We start from the raw sequence: 14,347 nt of genomic DNA, 5'->3' as shown, positions 1-14,347 counted from the left end.
CCTTGCAATGCAGGATCAATTGTTTCGTCTAGCCCGCAAAGGCATTCTCCAACACTTCGATGCGACCATAGGAATCGACCAGCGCGACATCGAAGCGGCTTTCAGTGTTCTGGCCATTCGGCTCCCCGGCCAGAAATTCAGAGGCCGCCGCATAAATCCGCGCCATTTGCCGCGAAGTCACGCGCAGGGCCGCCTCGGCATGGGTTGCGGCTTTCTTGACCTCAACAAAGATCACGCTGGCACCTTCGCGCAACACCAGATCAATTTCACCAGAGCTGCCACGCCAACGCGAGGCGGCCAAAACCTGCCCTGCGTCGGAATAATGACGCGCAACGGCATCTTCTGCCGCCAGCCCTGCCCGATAAGAAACCAAACCCGTCATGCACCACCCTCTTTTTGTGTCAGGGCCAAAGCGCGCTGATACATATCGCGCTTTGGCAGGTTGAACGCCTGCGCTACCTGAGCCGCTGCATCCTTTACCGATTGCGTATCCAACGCTTGCCGCAATGCCTCATCAATCCGGCCCTCATCCGGCACCTCATCGCCACCACGGCCCACCAGCAACACAATCTCGCCTTTGACCGCACGGCCTTCAAACTGCTGCGCAACCTCTGCCAAAGCGCCGCGCGTCACTTCTTCAAAGCGTTTGGTCAATTCCCGGCACACCGCCGCCTCTCGCGTCTCTCCCCAAATGTCCACCATATCCATTAATGTTCGGTGAATACGTTTGGGTGATTCGTAAAATACCAGCGTTGCGGGCACCTGCCCCAGATCATTCAGCGTTTTTGCGCGCGCGCCGGCTTGTGTCGGCAAAAAACCTGCAAACAAGAACCGGTCGCTGGGCAGGCCCGACACCGTCAGCGCGGCCAAAACCGCCGAGGCACCGGGGGCGGCAAGCACCGTAAGCCCTTCGGCAATCGCCGCGCGCCCCAGTTGAAAGCCGGGGTCTGCGATCAGCGGCGTTCCCGCCTCAGAGGCATAGGCCACGGATTTGCCTTCGGCCAAGGCGCGCAACAATTTGGGCCGCATCGCCTCACCATTATGGTCGTGATAGGCAAAGACATGCCGATCGCCCAGCGCAACGCCATGAATTTCCATCAGATGTTTCAGCGTCCGGGTGTCTTCGGCGGCCAGCACATCGGCTTTCGCCAGAATATCCAATCCGCGCAAGGTGATATCGCGTGCGGCGCCGATTGGCGTCGAGACGAAATAAAGCCCCGGTGCCAGTGGGCGGGGGTCGGGGCGGAAGGCGCTGCCGGGCTTTCCCGCCTCTTGCGGTTCCGTGCTGTCAGACTGCATCATAAAGCCCCTTCCAAAGTTTACTTCACCCGCCGAACCGCATAGGGTTAACCCGTCTGCTGTACACCGGAATGAGGGACCCGCATGTTGTCGTTTTTCAAATCTGCCCGCAAGTCACTGACTCGCGTGGCCGCACTTACCGCCGCTATGGCCCTTGCCGCCTGTCAGCCTGTGCCCGTCGGCGGGGCGGGGCCCAAGATTGATACCTCGGCCCCGGTGCCGGTGGCCTTGCTGGTGCCCAGCGGTTCGGGTTCGGCGGGCGATGATGTTCTGGCGCGCTCACTGGAGAATGCGGCGAAACTGGCGATTGCCGATCTGGGTAATGTGAAGATTGATTTGCGGGTCTATAGCACGCAAGGCAAGCCTGCGGGCGCACAAGCGGCGGCGATCAAAGCGGTGGATGAAGGGGCCAAGATCATTCTGGGTCCGGTCTTCGCGCAAAACGCCAATGCGGCAGGGGTTGCAGTGGCCGCGCGCGGTGTCAACGTGCTGTCCTTTTCCAACAATACCGACATTGCGGGTGGCAACGTCTTTGTTCTGGGGCCAACCTTTCAGAACACCGCAAACCGTCTGGCCTCTTTCGCGGCCAAGCAGGGCAAGCGCAAGATCATGGTCGTGAATGACCGAACCCCGGCAGGCGAGATTGGCCGCCTTGCGATTGAGCGTGGCGTCGGCAATGCCGGGGCTTCGGTCGTGGCGCGTGTAGGTTACGAGTTTTCGCAAAACGGGATCGTGCAGGCGGCCCCCGAAATCGCGGCGCAGGTGCGCAGTTCCGGCGCGGATGCTGTCTTTATGACCGCAGATACCGCAGGGGCCCTGCCCTTGCTGACCCAGATGCTGCGCGACAACCGCGTTGACCCCTCGGTCGCGCAATTCATCGGCCTGACCCGCTGGGATATCCCCGCCGCGACACTGGCCTTGCCGGGCGTGCAGGGGGGCTGGTTTGCGATGCCGGACCCGGCGCTGTATCAGCAATATCAATCGCGCTATCAGGCCGCCTTTGGTGAGGCGCCGCACCCGATTTCCGGGCTTGCCTATGATGGAATCGCGGCCATCGGTGCCTTGGTCAAACGCGGCAATGCGGGCGCATTGACCACCCAAGCCCTGACCCAAGGGTCTGGCTTTGTCGGGGTGAATGGTATCTTCCGTCTGCGTGGCGATGGCACCAATGAGCGCGGGCTTGCCGTGGCGCAAATCCGCAACAATCAGGTGGTCATCATCGACGCTGCTCCGCGCAGCTTTGGCGGTGCCGGGTTCTGATCCGGCCCTGCCCTCCTTTCCAGACGGATACGCCCTATGCCCCGCACCAAAGCGGCCCAAGCCATACCCGCCGGACCATCGGCGGGTATCCCCTTTCCAAGCCTGCCACACCTGACCTTTGCCGAGCTTTTGGCCCCTCCGGGCAAGATCATCGACCCCGATGCGGTGCTGGCGCAGATCCGCGCGGATATTGCGGCGGCACCCTCGCTTGATGGACGCGCGGCGCGCAGTATCGTCGTGCAGCATCTGGCAAAGGCGCGAGCAGCGGCCAACACCGTGCTGGAAAACGCGTTTCGCGACAAGCCACGGGATGCACGCGGGCTGATCCGTGCGAATGCGTGGTTGACGGACCGACTTGTCAGCATCGCCCTGCAAGTCGCCATGACAGACCTGCATCCGCTGCCGAACCCCACAGAATCCGAACGTATCGCCGTGGTCGCCGTGGGGGGTTATGGCCGCGCCGAGATGGCGCCGCATTCCGATGTCGACCTGCTGTTCCTGACCCCTTACAAAGTCACGCCCTGGGCCGAATCTGTCATCGAATCCATGCTTTACATGCTGTGGGATTTGAAGCTGAAAGTCGGCCATGCCACCCGCACCGTGCGCGATTGCATCCGCCTTGCGCGCGAAGATATCACCATCCGCACCGCATTGCTGGAACGCCGCTTTCTGGCGGGCGAAGAATCGCTTGCCCGCGATCTGCGCACCCGGCTTTGGGCGGAACTGTTCCGCAAGACCGGGCCGGAATTTATCGAGGCCAAACTGGCCGAACGCGAGGAACGCCACAAACGCCAAGGCGGCCAGCGCTATGTTCTGGAACCCAATGTCAAAGAGGGCAAAGGCGGGCTGCGCGATCTGCAAACGCTCTATTGGATCGGCAAATACCTGCATGAGGTGCAATCCGCCTCGGGTCTGGTGGAGGCGGGTCTGCTGACGCAGGATGAATATGACATCTTTGCCGTGGCCGAGAATTTCCTGTGGGATGTGCGCTGCCATCTGCATTACATCACGGGTCGCGCGATGGATCAGTTGACCTTTGATCTGCAAGTCGAGGTGGCCGCGCGCATGGGCTATGTCGATGCAGGCGGTCGGCGCGCGGTTGAACATTTCATGCAGGATTACTTTCGCCACGCCACCCGCGTGGGCGAATTGACCCGCATCTTCCTGACCCAGCTAGAGGCGCGGCACGCGAAATCCGAACCTGCGCTGATCGGCTTTTTCCGCCGCCGCAAAAAGCTGAAACACGGATTTGCGCTGGAACAAGGACGCATCGTCTTTGGCACGGGGTCGGACCTTGAGGCCGAGCCCCTGAACCTGCTGCGCATCTTTGAAGAGGCGCTTCGGACGGGGTATCTGATCCATCCTGTTGCTATGCGCGCCATTGCCGCGAACCTGCATCTGATCGACGACGACCTGCGCACCGACCGCGAAACCCTGCGGATTTTTCACGACCTGCTGCTGAAACACGGCAACCCCGAACGCGCCCTGCGCCGGATGAATGAGCTGGGCGTGCTGTCGGCCATCATCCCCGAGTTTGAGGCCATCGTGGCGATGATGCAGTTCAACGTTTATCACCATTACACGGTGGATGAGCATACGATCCAATGCATCTCGACCCTTGCTCAGATCGAACGCGGCGAGTTGATTGAGGAATTGCCGCTGTCGTCCAGCATCCTCAAGGCCGGGGTGAACCGCAAGGTGATCTATATCGCCTTGCTGCTGCATGACATCGGTAAGGGCAGGCCAGAAGATCATTCCATCCTTGGTGCGCAGATCGCCCGCAAGGTGGCCCCACGCCTTGGCCTGAACCCCGAGGAATGTGAAACCGTGGAATGGTTGGTGCGCTATCACCTGCTGATGTCGGATGTGGCGCAAAAGCGCGATCTGTCGGACCCGCGCACGGTGCGCGATTTTGCCAAACTGGTGAAAACCCGCAAGCGGCTGGACCTGCTGTGCGTGCTGACCGTCTGTGATATTCGCGGGGTTGGCCCCGGCACTTGGAACAACTGGAAAGCGATGCTGCTGCGCCAACTTTACCGCGATACCACCACCGCGCTGGAAGGCGGGCTGGAAACCCTGAACCGCGAGAATCGCGCGGATGCGGCCAAAAAGCTGCTGAAGGAAAAGCTGACGGATTGGGATGCCAAGGCCATTCGCTCCGAACTCGCCCGGCATTACCCGCCCTATTGGCAAGGCCTGCCGACCGAAACCCAAGCCGTCTTTGCCAAACTGCTGCAAGACATTACCGAAGATGAAATCCGCATTGATCTGCACCCGGATGCGGACCGTGATGCCACCCGCGCGGTCTTTGCACTGGCCGATCACCCCGGCATCTTCTCGCGGCTTGCCGGGGCCTTGGCGCTGGTGGGGGCCAATGTGGTGGACGCGCGGACCTATACATCCAAGGATGGCTGGGCCACCGCCGTCTTCTGGGTGCAAGACAGCGAAGGCCACCCCTATGAGGCCGCCCGCCTGCCCCGCCTGCGCTCCATGATCTCCAAGACGCTGAAAGGCGAGGTGGTGCCGCGCGATGCCTTGGCCGACCGTGACAAGGTCAAGAAACGCGAACGCGAATTCCGCTTTCCGACCCATATCACCTTCGACAACGAAGGCTCCGAGATTTACACGATTGTCGAGGTCGATACCCGCGACCGCCCCGGCCTGCTCTATGACCTGACGCGCACATTGGCGGCCAATAACATCTATATCGCCAGCGCCGTCATCGCGACCTTTGGCGCGCAGGTGGTCGACAGCTTTTACGTCAAGGACATGTTCGGCTTGAAGCTGCACACCAAATCCAAGCAAGAGGCGCTGGAACGTAAACTGCGCCAAGCCATCATTGATGGTGCCGAAAGGGCCAAGACATGAAGCCGATCCGCCTTGTGAAAGGCTTTCTGACGGTTGGCGGCTGGACGCTGGCCAGCCGGGGTGTGGGCTTTGCCCGCGATGTGATGATGGCGGCCTATCTGGGCGCAGGCCCGGTGGCCGAGGCCTTTCTGATCGCCTTTTCGCTGCCCAATATGTTCCGCCGCTTTTTTGCCGAAGGCGCGTTCAACATGGCCTTCGTGCCGCTGTTCGCCAAGAAACTGGAAGCGGGCGAGGATGCACAGGGCTTTGCCCGCGACGCGTTTTCTGCCCTTGGCGCGTTACTGATCGTCTTTACCCTCATCGGCACGATTGCGATGCCTTGGCTGGTCTGGGCCATGGCCTCGGGCTTTGTCGGTGATGCGCGGTTTGACCTTGCGGTGACCTTCGGGCGGATTTCCTTTTCCTATATCCTGTTCATTTCGCTGGTGGCGCTGCTGTCGGGCGTGCTGACCACCTTGGGGCGGTTTACCGAAGCCTCTTTCGTGCCGGTGCTGTTGAACCTGATCTTCATCGCAGCCATGCTGCTGGCCGCGCGGTTTGGCTGGGATATGGGGCTGACATTGGCTTGGACGGTGCCCGTCACCGGGTTGGCGCAATTCGCCTTTGCCTGGTGGTGGGCGCGGCAGGCCGGATTCACGCTGCTGCCACGCTGGCCCAGGTTTACGCCGGAACTACGCCGTCTTGCGGTGATTGCGGGGCCTGCGGTGCTGGCGGGTGGGGTGGTGCAGATCAACCTGTTGGTCGGTCGTCAGGTCGCCAGTTTCACCGAAGGCGCGGTGGCATGGCTGTCCTATGCGGACCGGCTCTATCAACTGCCGCTGGGTGTGGTGGGCATCGCCATCGGCACAGTGCTGCTGCCAGACCTGTCGCGCCGCCTGCGCGCGGGGGATGAGGACGGCGGCCGCGACAGCTTCAACCGCGGCACGGAATTCGCCCTCGCGCTGACCCTGCCCTCGGCGGTGGCGCTGATGGTGATTGCCAGCCCGCTGATCTCGGTGCTGTTCGAACGCGGCGCTTTTGCGGCCTCTGATACCGCACCGACGGCATTGGCTTTGGCGATCTATGGGCTGGGGTTGCCCGCTTTCGTGATGCAAAAAGTGCTGCAACCTTTGTATTACGCGCGCGAAGATACCCGCCGCCCCTTTCACTTTGCGGTGCTGTCGATGGTGGTGAACCTTGCGATTGCCATCGGCTTGCTGCCGATCATCGGGTTTTCAGCCGCAGCCTGGGCCACAACGCTGTCTGCATGGGTCATGCTGGCACAGCTTTGGTATGGCGCACGCGGCATGGGGGCTGCTTCAAGCTTTGATCCCCGTTTGCGCGACCGGGCGCCCCGCATCTTTGCCGCAAGCCTGATCATGGGCGGCTGCCTTTGGGGCATGGCGGCCCTGCTGGCCTTGCCCTTGGCGACCGAAGGCTGGCGATATGGCGCGCTGTTGATCCTGATCCTGACCGGCATCATCAGCTATTTCGGCTTTGGCAACGCCATCGGCGCGTTTGACCTGTCGGATTTCACCAAAGCTTTGCGGCGCAAACGCGGCTAAGACGGGGACGGCTCCCGCCATTCGTTGACGCGTGCCGCGTCGCCTCAAGGTTGGGCCGGGCGCCGGGCCGCTGGCGCGCCCCGGCGCGGTCGTGCGTGTGACCGCTGATTTCATCTGTTCAAAAATATCCTCGCCGAAGGCATCCAACCGTTCCACGCGGCCCAGCGCCGATACAGCGCCAAACGAAAACCGCGCGCGAGGCCCCTCCCCGCGCGCGTCTTGTCCTGCTTGGCCCTCCGCGCCTCAGGCTGGGTCCGCGATCACATCCTGCCGCTGCTGGCCCAGCCCTTCGATTGCCAGTTCCACCACATCGCCTGCGCGCAGATATTGCGGTGGCTTCATCCCCATGCCGACACCGGGCGGCGTGCCCGTCGAGATCACGTCGCCGGGGTGCAAGGTCATGAACTGGCTCAGATAAGACACCACATGCGCCACGCCATAAACCATGGTCTTGGTGGAGCCATTCTGCATCTTCTTACCGTTCACGGTCAACCACATCGACAGATTTTGCGGGTCTGCCACCTCATCCCGCGTGACCAGATAGGGGCCGATCTGCCCGAAATTGTCGCAAGATTTGCCCTTGGTCCATTGCCCCGCACGCTCGGTCTGGAAGGCCCGCTCGGACACGTCGTTCGACACGCAATAGCCGGCGACATAGGCCATCGCATCGGCCTCGGAGACATATTTGCATTTGGTCCCGATGATGACCCCAAGCTCCACCTCCCAATCGGTTTTCTCCGACCCGCGTGGGATGATAATGGGATCATTCGGGCCACAGATCGCCGAGGTGGCCTTCATGAAGATCACAGGTTCCGGTGGCACGGCCATGCCGCTTTCGGCGGCGTGATCGGCATAGTTCAGACCGATACAAATGAACTTGCCCGATCCCGCAACACAGGCCCCAAGCCGTGTGCCCGCAGACACCACAGGCAGCGAGGCCGGGTCAATCTTGGCCAGTGTGGCAAGGGCTGCATCCGACAGTGCCGCCCCGCCGATATCAGCCACATGAGCCGAGAGGTCACGCATCGTGCCATCTGCTGCCAGAATACCCGGCTTTTCCTGCCCCAAGGGGCCATGACGCAAAAGTTTCATTTTACTTCCTTTCCGTTAAACGTTCGACCAGCCGCCATCAATCACATGCGCGGCCCCGGTTGTCAGGCTGCTGTCATCAGAGGCAAGATAAACCACCAGATTGGCAATCTCATCCGGGGTGCCCATGCGCCCCATCGGTTGCCGCTTCATGAATTCGGCCCGGCCCTTTTCATAATCCCCGCCGCCCAGCGCCCGCATCCGTTGTTCCAGCGACGGGCTGTCAATCGTGCCGGGGCAGATTGCGTTGCAGCGAATACCTTGGGTGATGAAATCGGCAGCAATCGCCTTGGTCATGCCAATCACGGCCGCTTTGGTTGCGCCGTAAACATAGCGGTTCGGCGCTGCGATGATCGAGGACGCGACCGAGGACATGTTGATGATCGACCCGCCGCCATTGGCCAGCATCGCAGGCAAAAACGCGCGGGTGACGCGATACATCGCAGTCATATTGAGATCGACGCTGAAAGCCCATTGCTCTTCATCACAATCCAGAATCGTGCCATGCGCCACATAGCCCGCACAGTTGAACAGAATATCGACCGTGCCCACCTGTGCCGCCATCGCAGCCACCGCATCGGGCTTGCGCACATCGAGAAGATGCGTCTCCAACCCCTCGTCTGCCAAAGTGGCCAAAGTTTCGGCGTTGATATCGGTTGCGACGACATGCGCCCCTTCGCGTGCCATCGCAAGCGCCGAGGCGCGGCCAATCCCCTGCCCCGCTGCGGTAACAAAAGCCTTTTTGCCGGAAAGTCTGCCCATGGTGATCCCCCTGTTCGGCGCGCAGGGCGCCCGTCTACCATACCAGTTACAAGGGCCATGGTTTCACAAGCTTAGTCAACCGTCTTTCCGCCGATTAGCTGCCGGAAATGTGTTATTTGGTCGGGCGGCTTTGCCAATCGGCCACGGACCCAGATGCATCCGGTGGGCCCAGAGATGCTGCCTCAGATCGTCTCGGTCACTTTGCGCAGGTGACGCGGGGCATCGGGGTTGATGCCACGGGCGCGGGCGATCTGTTCAACCATGGCATAAAATGAAACGATCAGCGCGACCGGGTCCGTCAGCGGATGGGCGGTGCGAATTGTCGGCAGGCTGACCGCGCGTTTCGCCTTGGTCGAGGTGACAAACACCATCGCCCCTTTTGCCGCGATGTCATCGGCCACCTGCACCAAAAGCGGCTCTGCCGCGTCATGGGCAGCAAGCGCAATCACCGGAAAGCCGCCATCAACGATGGACACCGGGCCATGCAACACCTCGGCCGAAGAATAGCTTTCGGCATGCAGCTGGCAGGTTTCCTTGAATTTCAGCGCCGCCTCATTGGAAATGGCATAGGCCGGGCCCCGCCCCAGACAGAACAATGAGTTGCGCTGCCCCAGCGCCGCCCCTACCGCCGACCAATCGGCATGGGCAGCCTGTTCCAGCACCTTGGGCAAAGCGTGCAAGGCTGCCAGAACCTCGGCATCGCCTTTCACGCGCGCCAGCAACCACAGGCCGGACACAATCGAGGTGACAAAGGTTTTGGTCGCCGCGACCGAACGCTCCTCTCCGGCATGCAGGCAAAGCGTGTGGTCGCTGACCCGCGCCAGATCGCTTTCCGGGTGGTTGGTCAAGGCCAGCGTCAGCGCGCCAGAGGCCCGTGCTGCCCGCGCCATTTCCACGATATCGGGGCTTTTGCCAGATTGCGATATCGCAAGGCAGGCAGCCCGGTTCAGCCGCAATGGTCGCCTGTAGACCGACGCAACCGAGGGCCCGACCGATGCAATGGGCAGGCCCAGCAACAGCTCAGAGCAATATTTGACATAGGTCGCCGCATGATCCGAGGAGCCACGCGCAACCGAAACCATAAAGGCCGGGTCATGGCTGACAAGGGCAGCCGCCGCAGCCTCTATGCCCGCTGCCCCCTTGGTCAACAGCGACTCGACCACGGCCGGGATCTCCAGAATTTCCTGCCGCATGAAGGTGTCAGGCTTTGCCATTTCTGCGTTCCTTTGCCAGCCGCTTGTCTGCAATCCGAACAGGTTAGCGAGGCTGGGCGCAAAGCGCCATCGGCTTAAGCCGCCCCGCCCCGAAGGCCGCGTGCCGTGGCCAGTGCCAGCCAAAGCGCCCCGTCCAGCCCGCTGCCCCGTGCAGCCGTAATGGCTGCTTGCGCAGGCGCTGCCAGATAGGCGGCGTAATGCGGACCGATGCCGCCTGTCAGGCACAGCACCTCGTCGGGCATGAAGCCCACTGCCTTGAGCGCAAGGTCCAGATAGGCCGCCCCGCGCTGCATCAACCCGCGCCCGACCGCATCGCCCGCTTGCGCCGCTGCGATGACCTGCGGGGCAAAGCGGGCATAATCGGCAGGCTGCGCCTGTGCTGCGAACAGCACCATGTCGAGCGGTGCCCCGAAGTCAGCGAGAGTTGCGCGGGTCAGATCGCTGTGGGGGTGCAAGCCATCATGGCATAGCAGCACTTGTTCCAGCAATGCCCGCCCCAGCCAGCCCCCCGAAGCCTGATCGGAAAGCTGCAGGCCCCAGCCCCCTGCATCGCGGCGCTGTCCGGCGCGTTGTGCTGCAACAATCGTTCCCGTCCCAATGGCGAGCAAGACCCCATCCGCCCCACCCAGCGCGCCCGTCACCGCAACCTCGCGGTCGCTGGTGACGGTGATATGGTCAAAAGGCAAGGCCGCGGCGACCTGTGCGGCCACCGCAGGCGAAACAACCCCGGCAAGACCAAAATGCGCCACACTGGCCCGCAAAGCCTGTGGTGAAAGGCCAGTCTGCGCCGCCGCCTCTGCCAATGCGGCGGACAGGCTGGTGATGGTCAGGGCGAAATCAGAGGTCGCATTGGCCGGCCCGCCAGAGGCGCGCGCCAGAACCTGCCCTTGCGCATCGGCCAGCACGACACGGCAACCGGTGCCGCCGCCATCACAACCGATGACATAAGGAAGCTGTTTTTTGGCCATGCGGCACCCGTGTGATTACGCTTTTCCCGATCCATATGCCGGGGTGATGCTGTGAGACAAACATACCCGGATTGGGGCTGCAATGGCCAAAGCCTGCGCAACAGCCCACCGGCTGCGCGGCTGGACATCGGGGGCTGGAGGTTTCACACCTCCAGACCTCCGTGGGATATTTTTGCCGAAAAGAAAGCGGGTCAGACTTTTTTGGCTTCGAGCGCCTCAATCCGGGCCAGAAGGCTTGCGTTTTCTTCGCGTGCTTTCTGGGCCATGGCGCGGACGGCATCGAATTCTTCGCGCGTGACGAAGTCGCGATTGGCAAGCCAGCGGTCGACCATCGAATTCATCGCGGTTTCCGCTTCGGTTTTGGCGCCCTGGGCCACGCCCATCGCATTGGTCATCAATTGCGACATATCGTCAAAGAACTTGTTGCGGGTCTGCATCGGGGCCTCCTGTCTGGTGCCGTGATCTGTTGTGCCTATATGGCGGTGCATCGCCGCCGGGGCAAGCGGGGTGCGGCGAATTGGTTGACATCGGCCCCGCCGCGCCCGAGAACCCAAGCGCCGGATGGGCCGCAAAAGGACAGCATGATGCAAGGCTATATCGCCTTTCCCAATATCTCCCCCGATCTGTTTTCGATCACTCTGGGTGGCATGACCTTTGCACTGCGTTGGTATGCGCTGGCCTATATCGTGGGGTTGGTGATTGGCTGGCGGCTGGTGCTGCATGCGCTGGCTACCCCGCGCCTTTGGGCGGGGGCCGTGCCGATGAATGCCGAACAGGTGGAGCGGCTGCTGACATGGATCATCGCGGGGGTGATTTTGGGCGGGCGGCTGGGCTTTGTGCTGTTTTATCAGCCCGGCTATTACCTGTCGCATCCGTTGGAGGTGCTGAAGGTCTGGCAAGGCGGCATGTCCTTTCATGGCGGGTTTCTGGGTGTTGTGGTCGCGGCCTATCTGTTTTTCCGGGCCGAGGGGATTGCTTTGCGTCCGGCGGCGGATTTGCTGGCGCTTGCTGCCCCGCCGGGGTTGCTGCTGGGGCGGATTGCAAATTTCATCAATGCCGAGCTGTGGGGCCGCCCGACCGATCTGCCTTGGGGCGTGGCCTTTCCCGGCGATGCGGCGCAGGATTGCCCGGATGTATTTGGCATCTGCGCCCGCCATCCCAGCCAATTGTATGAGGCGGGGCTGGAAGGGCTGCTGCTTGGGGCCGTGTTGCTGTGGTTGGTCTATCGGCGCGGCGCGTTGAAATGGCCGGGACAGGTGACGGGGGTGTTTTTGGCAGGCTATGGTGCGGCGCGGTTTTTCGTGGAGTTTTTCCGCCAACCCGATGCGCAATTTGTCAGCGAGGGGAACCCGCTGGGGTTGGCCTTTCATATCGCAGGTTACGGCGTGACAATGGGGCAGGCCTTGTCGCTGCCGATGATTGCGGTGGGGCTTTTTCTGATCTGGCAGGCCCGCCATGTCCGCGCTTGAAGCGATCTTGCTGGCGCGTATTGCAGCGCAAGGGCCGCTGACGCTGGCCGAGTATATGGCCGAATGCCTGCTGCACCCGGCGCATGGGTATTACACCACGCGCGACCCTTTCGGGCGGGCCGGCGATTTCATCACCGCGCCAGAGATCAGCCAGATGTTCGGCGAATTGCTGGGCCTGTGCCTTGCGCAGGCATGGGTGGACCAAGGCGCGCCGGACCGCTTTGTGCTGGCAGAGCTTGGCCCCGGGCGCGGCACGCTGATGGCGGACCTGTTGCGCGCGACACGGGGCGTGCCCGGCTTTCATACAGCCGCGCAGGTGCATCTGGTCGAAGCCTCGCCCAGCCTGCGGCGCGTGCAACAGGCGACACTGGCGGATCATGCGGTGACCTGGGCGGAGGGGCTGGACGCCGTGCCGCAAGATCTGCCGCTTTTCCAGATCGCGAATGAGTTTTTCGACGCCTTGCCGATCCGCCAGTTCACCCGCCATAGTCAAGGCTGGTGCGAAACCATCGTGGGCAGTGCGGAGGGCCGGCTGGTCAAAGGCTATGCCGCCCCGACAGACCTGCCAGCACTTGCGCATCGGAGTGAAGATGTGAAGCCCGGCGAGGTGGTCGAGTTACGTCCCGAGGCGGGGGCCATCATGGCGCGGATTGGTGGGCAGATTGCCGCTATGGGCGGGGCAGCAGTGATCATTGATTACGGCAACTGGCGTTCCAAAGGTGATACGCTGCAAGCGCTGCGTGGCCACGCCTTTGCCAACCCGTTTGAGGCCCCCGGTCTGGCCGATCTGACAGCCCATGTCGATTTTGAGGCACTGGCCCATGCCGCCAAACCCGCACGGGCCACGGGCCTGACGGATCAGGCCGCCTTGCTTGCCCGGCTTGGCATTGGCGCGCGGGCAGAGCGTTTGGCGCGAAATCTGTCCGGGGCGGCATTGGAAAACCATCTAGCCGCCACACAACGCTTGACCCGGGCCGAGGAAATGGGAAGCTTGTTCAAGGCGCTGGCCCTTCATCCCGCCCATAGCCCAGCGCCGCCGGGGTTTGACCAAATATGATCGAAATTCTGACATCTGACGCGCTTGCACCCCTGAGCCACGGGTTTTTCACCCGCAAGGGCGGGGCCTCTTCGGGGATATTTCAGGGCTTGAATTGCGGGCCGGGCAGTTCGGACCTGTCAGAAGCGGTGGCGATCAACCGGGCGCGGGTGGCAGCGGCGATGGATGTGCCGCCCAACCATCTGCAAACCGTGCATCAGGTGCATTCGGCCGATGTTGTCACGCTGACCGAACCGCTTACCGACCGCCCGCGCGCCGATGCGATGGTGACGGCCACGCCCGGCCTTGCCTTGGGCATTCTGACCGCTGATTGCCAGCCCGTGCTGTTTGCCGACCCGCAAGCCGGGGTGATCGGTGCGGCCCATGCTGGCTGGCGCGGCGTGAAAGATGGCGTGCTGGAGGCGACGCTGGCCGCGATGGAAGCGCTCGGCGCCGACCGCGCGCGCACCACCGCCGTCATTGGCCCCTGTATTTCGCAAGCCGCCTATGAGGTCGGCCCCGAATTTCTGGAAAGCTTTCTGGACGACGACCCCGACCACGCCCGCTTTTTCGCAGGGGGCACCGGGGATCGCGCGATGTTTGACCTGCCCGCCTTTGGCCTTGCGCGGCTGCGCGCGGCGGGTATCGGCCATGCCGAATGGACGCGGCACTGCACCTATGCCGATGAGGAGCGATTCTTTTCCTATCGCCGCACCACCCATCGCGGCGAGGCCGATTATGGGCGATTGATTTCGGTCATCCGGTTGTAACCGGGCCGGAATTGGGCGGCATCTTGGCAAAAACTGCCGCGAATTTGCCTTAAATCGGGAAACAATAA

The 14,347-nt window shown here is 62.2% G+C and carries 13 protein-coding genes; 6 read left to right on the top strand and 7 right to left on the bottom strand.

What is annotated here, in order from left to right:
• Positions 1 to 28: 28 nt before the first annotated feature.
• Complete coding sequence (locus tag EGN72_RS11175) at positions 29 to 382, bottom strand: YraN family protein (protein WP_127047579.1); 354 nt, start codon at positions 380 to 382, stop codon at positions 29 to 31.
• Complete coding sequence (gene rsmI, locus EGN72_RS11170) at positions 379 to 1,299, bottom strand: 16S rRNA (cytidine(1402)-2'-O)-methyltransferase (protein ID WP_127047577.1); 921 nt, start codon at positions 1,297 to 1,299, stop codon at positions 379 to 381. The genes EGN72_RS11175 and rsmI overlap by 4 nt, the downstream gene beginning before the upstream one ends.
• An 84-nt stretch (positions 1,300 to 1,383) precedes the next feature.
• Here rsmI and EGN72_RS11165 point away from each other — a divergent pair, with 84 nt between their 5' ends.
• From EGN72_RS11165 to murJ, 3 genes are read left to right on the top strand one after another with little or no spacing between them, the layout of a single operon-like run.
• Entirely contained in the window at positions 1,384 to 2,559 is a 1,176-nt protein-coding gene (locus EGN72_RS11165; RefSeq protein ID WP_127047575.1) for a penicillin-binding protein activator, read from the top strand.
• 36 nt (positions 2,560 to 2,595) lie between these two features.
• Positions 2,596 to 5,427, top strand: a complete 2,832-nt coding sequence (locus EGN72_RS11160) for a [protein-PII] uridylyltransferase (RefSeq protein WP_127047573.1) — start codon at positions 2,596 to 2,598, stop codon at positions 5,425 to 5,427.
• Positions 5,424 to 6,971: a murein biosynthesis integral membrane protein MurJ gene (gene murJ / locus EGN72_RS11155; protein WP_127047571.1), complete on the top strand. Its 1,548-nt coding sequence runs from the start codon at positions 5,424 to 5,426 to the stop codon at positions 6,969 to 6,971. The genes EGN72_RS11160 and murJ overlap by 4 nt, the downstream gene beginning before the upstream one ends.
• Positions 6,972 to 7,214: 243 nt before the next feature.
• On the opposite strand, the gene EGN72_RS11150 is transcribed toward murJ, so the two are convergent.
• The 5 genes from EGN72_RS11150 to EGN72_RS11130 form a co-directional block, all read right to left on the bottom strand.
• Positions 7,215 to 8,063, bottom strand: a complete 849-nt coding sequence (locus tag EGN72_RS11150) for a fumarylacetoacetate hydrolase family protein (RefSeq protein ID WP_127047569.1) — start codon at positions 8,061 to 8,063, stop codon at positions 7,215 to 7,217.
• Between the two features lie 15 nt (positions 8,064 to 8,078).
• Positions 8,079 to 8,822, bottom strand: a complete 744-nt coding sequence (locus EGN72_RS11145) for an SDR family oxidoreductase (RefSeq protein WP_127047567.1) — start codon at positions 8,820 to 8,822, stop codon at positions 8,079 to 8,081.
• Positions 8,823 to 9,004: 182 nt separating this feature from the next.
• Positions 9,005 to 10,036 (bottom strand): SIS domain-containing protein, encoded by a 1,032-nt coding sequence (locus tag EGN72_RS11140; RefSeq protein WP_127047565.1) that lies wholly within the window; start codon positions 10,034 to 10,036, stop codon positions 9,005 to 9,007.
• A 74-nt stretch (positions 10,037 to 10,110) separates the two neighbouring features.
• A complete protein-coding gene (locus EGN72_RS11135) occupies positions 10,111 to 11,004 on the bottom strand; it encodes a BadF/BadG/BcrA/BcrD ATPase family protein (protein ID WP_127047564.1) in 894 nt (297 codons plus the stop codon).
• A gap of 191 nt (positions 11,005 to 11,195) precedes the next feature.
• The gene (locus tag EGN72_RS11130; protein ID WP_127047562.1) at positions 11,196 to 11,441 is read right to left on the bottom strand and encodes an accessory factor UbiK family protein; all 246 of its coding nucleotides are present in this window, start codon (positions 11,439 to 11,441) and stop codon (positions 11,196 to 11,198) included.
• 147 nt (positions 11,442 to 11,588) lie between these two features.
• Here EGN72_RS11130 and lgt point away from each other — a divergent pair, with 147 nt between their 5' ends.
• The 3 genes from lgt to pgeF are packed head-to-tail and all read left to right on the top strand — an operon-like array spanning position 11,589 to position 14,279.
• Positions 11,589 to 12,473 (top strand): prolipoprotein diacylglyceryl transferase, encoded by an 885-nt coding sequence (lgt, locus tag EGN72_RS11125; protein WP_127047560.1) that lies wholly within the window; start codon positions 11,589 to 11,591, stop codon positions 12,471 to 12,473.
• Entirely contained in the window at positions 12,460 to 13,530 is a 1,071-nt protein-coding gene (locus tag EGN72_RS11120) for a class I SAM-dependent methyltransferase (RefSeq protein ID WP_127047558.1), read from the top strand. Before lgt ends, EGN72_RS11120 begins: the two co-directional genes overlap by 14 nt.
• A complete protein-coding gene (gene pgeF / locus EGN72_RS11115; protein ID WP_127047556.1) occupies positions 13,527 to 14,279 on the top strand; it encodes a peptidoglycan editing factor PgeF in 753 nt (250 codons plus the stop codon). The genes EGN72_RS11120 and pgeF overlap by 4 nt, the downstream gene beginning before the upstream one ends.
• The last annotated feature ends 68 nt before the right edge of the window (positions 14,280 to 14,347 follow it).

Source organism: Pseudorhodobacter sp. E13 (assembly GCF_003991405.1).
GTDB lineage: Bacteria > Pseudomonadota > Alphaproteobacteria > Rhodobacterales > Rhodobacteraceae > Pseudorhodobacter.
This window is presented reverse-complemented; position numbering and strand designations above follow the sequence as displayed.

Excerpts from the sequence above, each read along its gene's own strand:
- EGN72_RS11175 (WP_127047579.1), bottom strand. The coding sequence starts at position 382 with ATGACGGGTTTGGTTTCTTATCGGGCAGGGCTGGCGGCAGAAGATGCC.
- rsmI (WP_127047577.1), bottom strand. The coding sequence starts at position 1,299 with ATGCAGTCTGACAGCACGGAACCGCAAGAGGCGGGAAAGCCCGGCAGC.
- EGN72_RS11165 (WP_127047575.1), top strand. The coding sequence starts at position 1,384 with ATGTTGTCGTTTTTCAAATCTGCCCGCAAGTCACTGACTCGCGTGGCC.
- EGN72_RS11160 (WP_127047573.1), top strand. The coding sequence starts at position 2,596 with ATGCCCCGCACCAAAGCGGCCCAAGCCATACCCGCCGGACCATCGGCG.
- murJ (WP_127047571.1), top strand. The coding sequence starts at position 5,424 with ATGAAGCCGATCCGCCTTGTGAAAGGCTTTCTGACGGTTGGCGGCTGG.
- EGN72_RS11150 (WP_127047569.1), bottom strand. The coding sequence starts at position 8,063 with ATGAAACTTTTGCGTCATGGCCCCTTGGGGCAGGAAAAGCCGGGTATT.
- EGN72_RS11145 (WP_127047567.1), bottom strand. The coding sequence starts at position 8,822 with ATGGGCAGACTTTCCGGCAAAAAGGCTTTTGTTACCGCAGCGGGGCAG.
- EGN72_RS11140 (WP_127047565.1), bottom strand. The coding sequence starts at position 10,036 with ATGGCAAAGCCTGACACCTTCATGCGGCAGGAAATTCTGGAGATCCCG.
- EGN72_RS11135 (WP_127047564.1), bottom strand. The coding sequence starts at position 11,004 with ATGGCCAAAAAACAGCTTCCTTATGTCATCGGTTGTGATGGCGGCGGC.
- EGN72_RS11130 (WP_127047562.1), bottom strand. The coding sequence starts at position 11,441 with ATGCAGACCCGCAACAAGTTCTTTGACGATATGTCGCAATTGATGACC.
- lgt (WP_127047560.1), top strand. The coding sequence starts at position 11,589 with ATGCAAGGCTATATCGCCTTTCCCAATATCTCCCCCGATCTGTTTTCG.
- EGN72_RS11120 (WP_127047558.1), top strand. The coding sequence starts at position 12,460 with ATGTCCGCGCTTGAAGCGATCTTGCTGGCGCGTATTGCAGCGCAAGGG.
- pgeF (WP_127047556.1), top strand. The coding sequence starts at position 13,527 with ATGATCGAAATTCTGACATCTGACGCGCTTGCACCCCTGAGCCACGGG.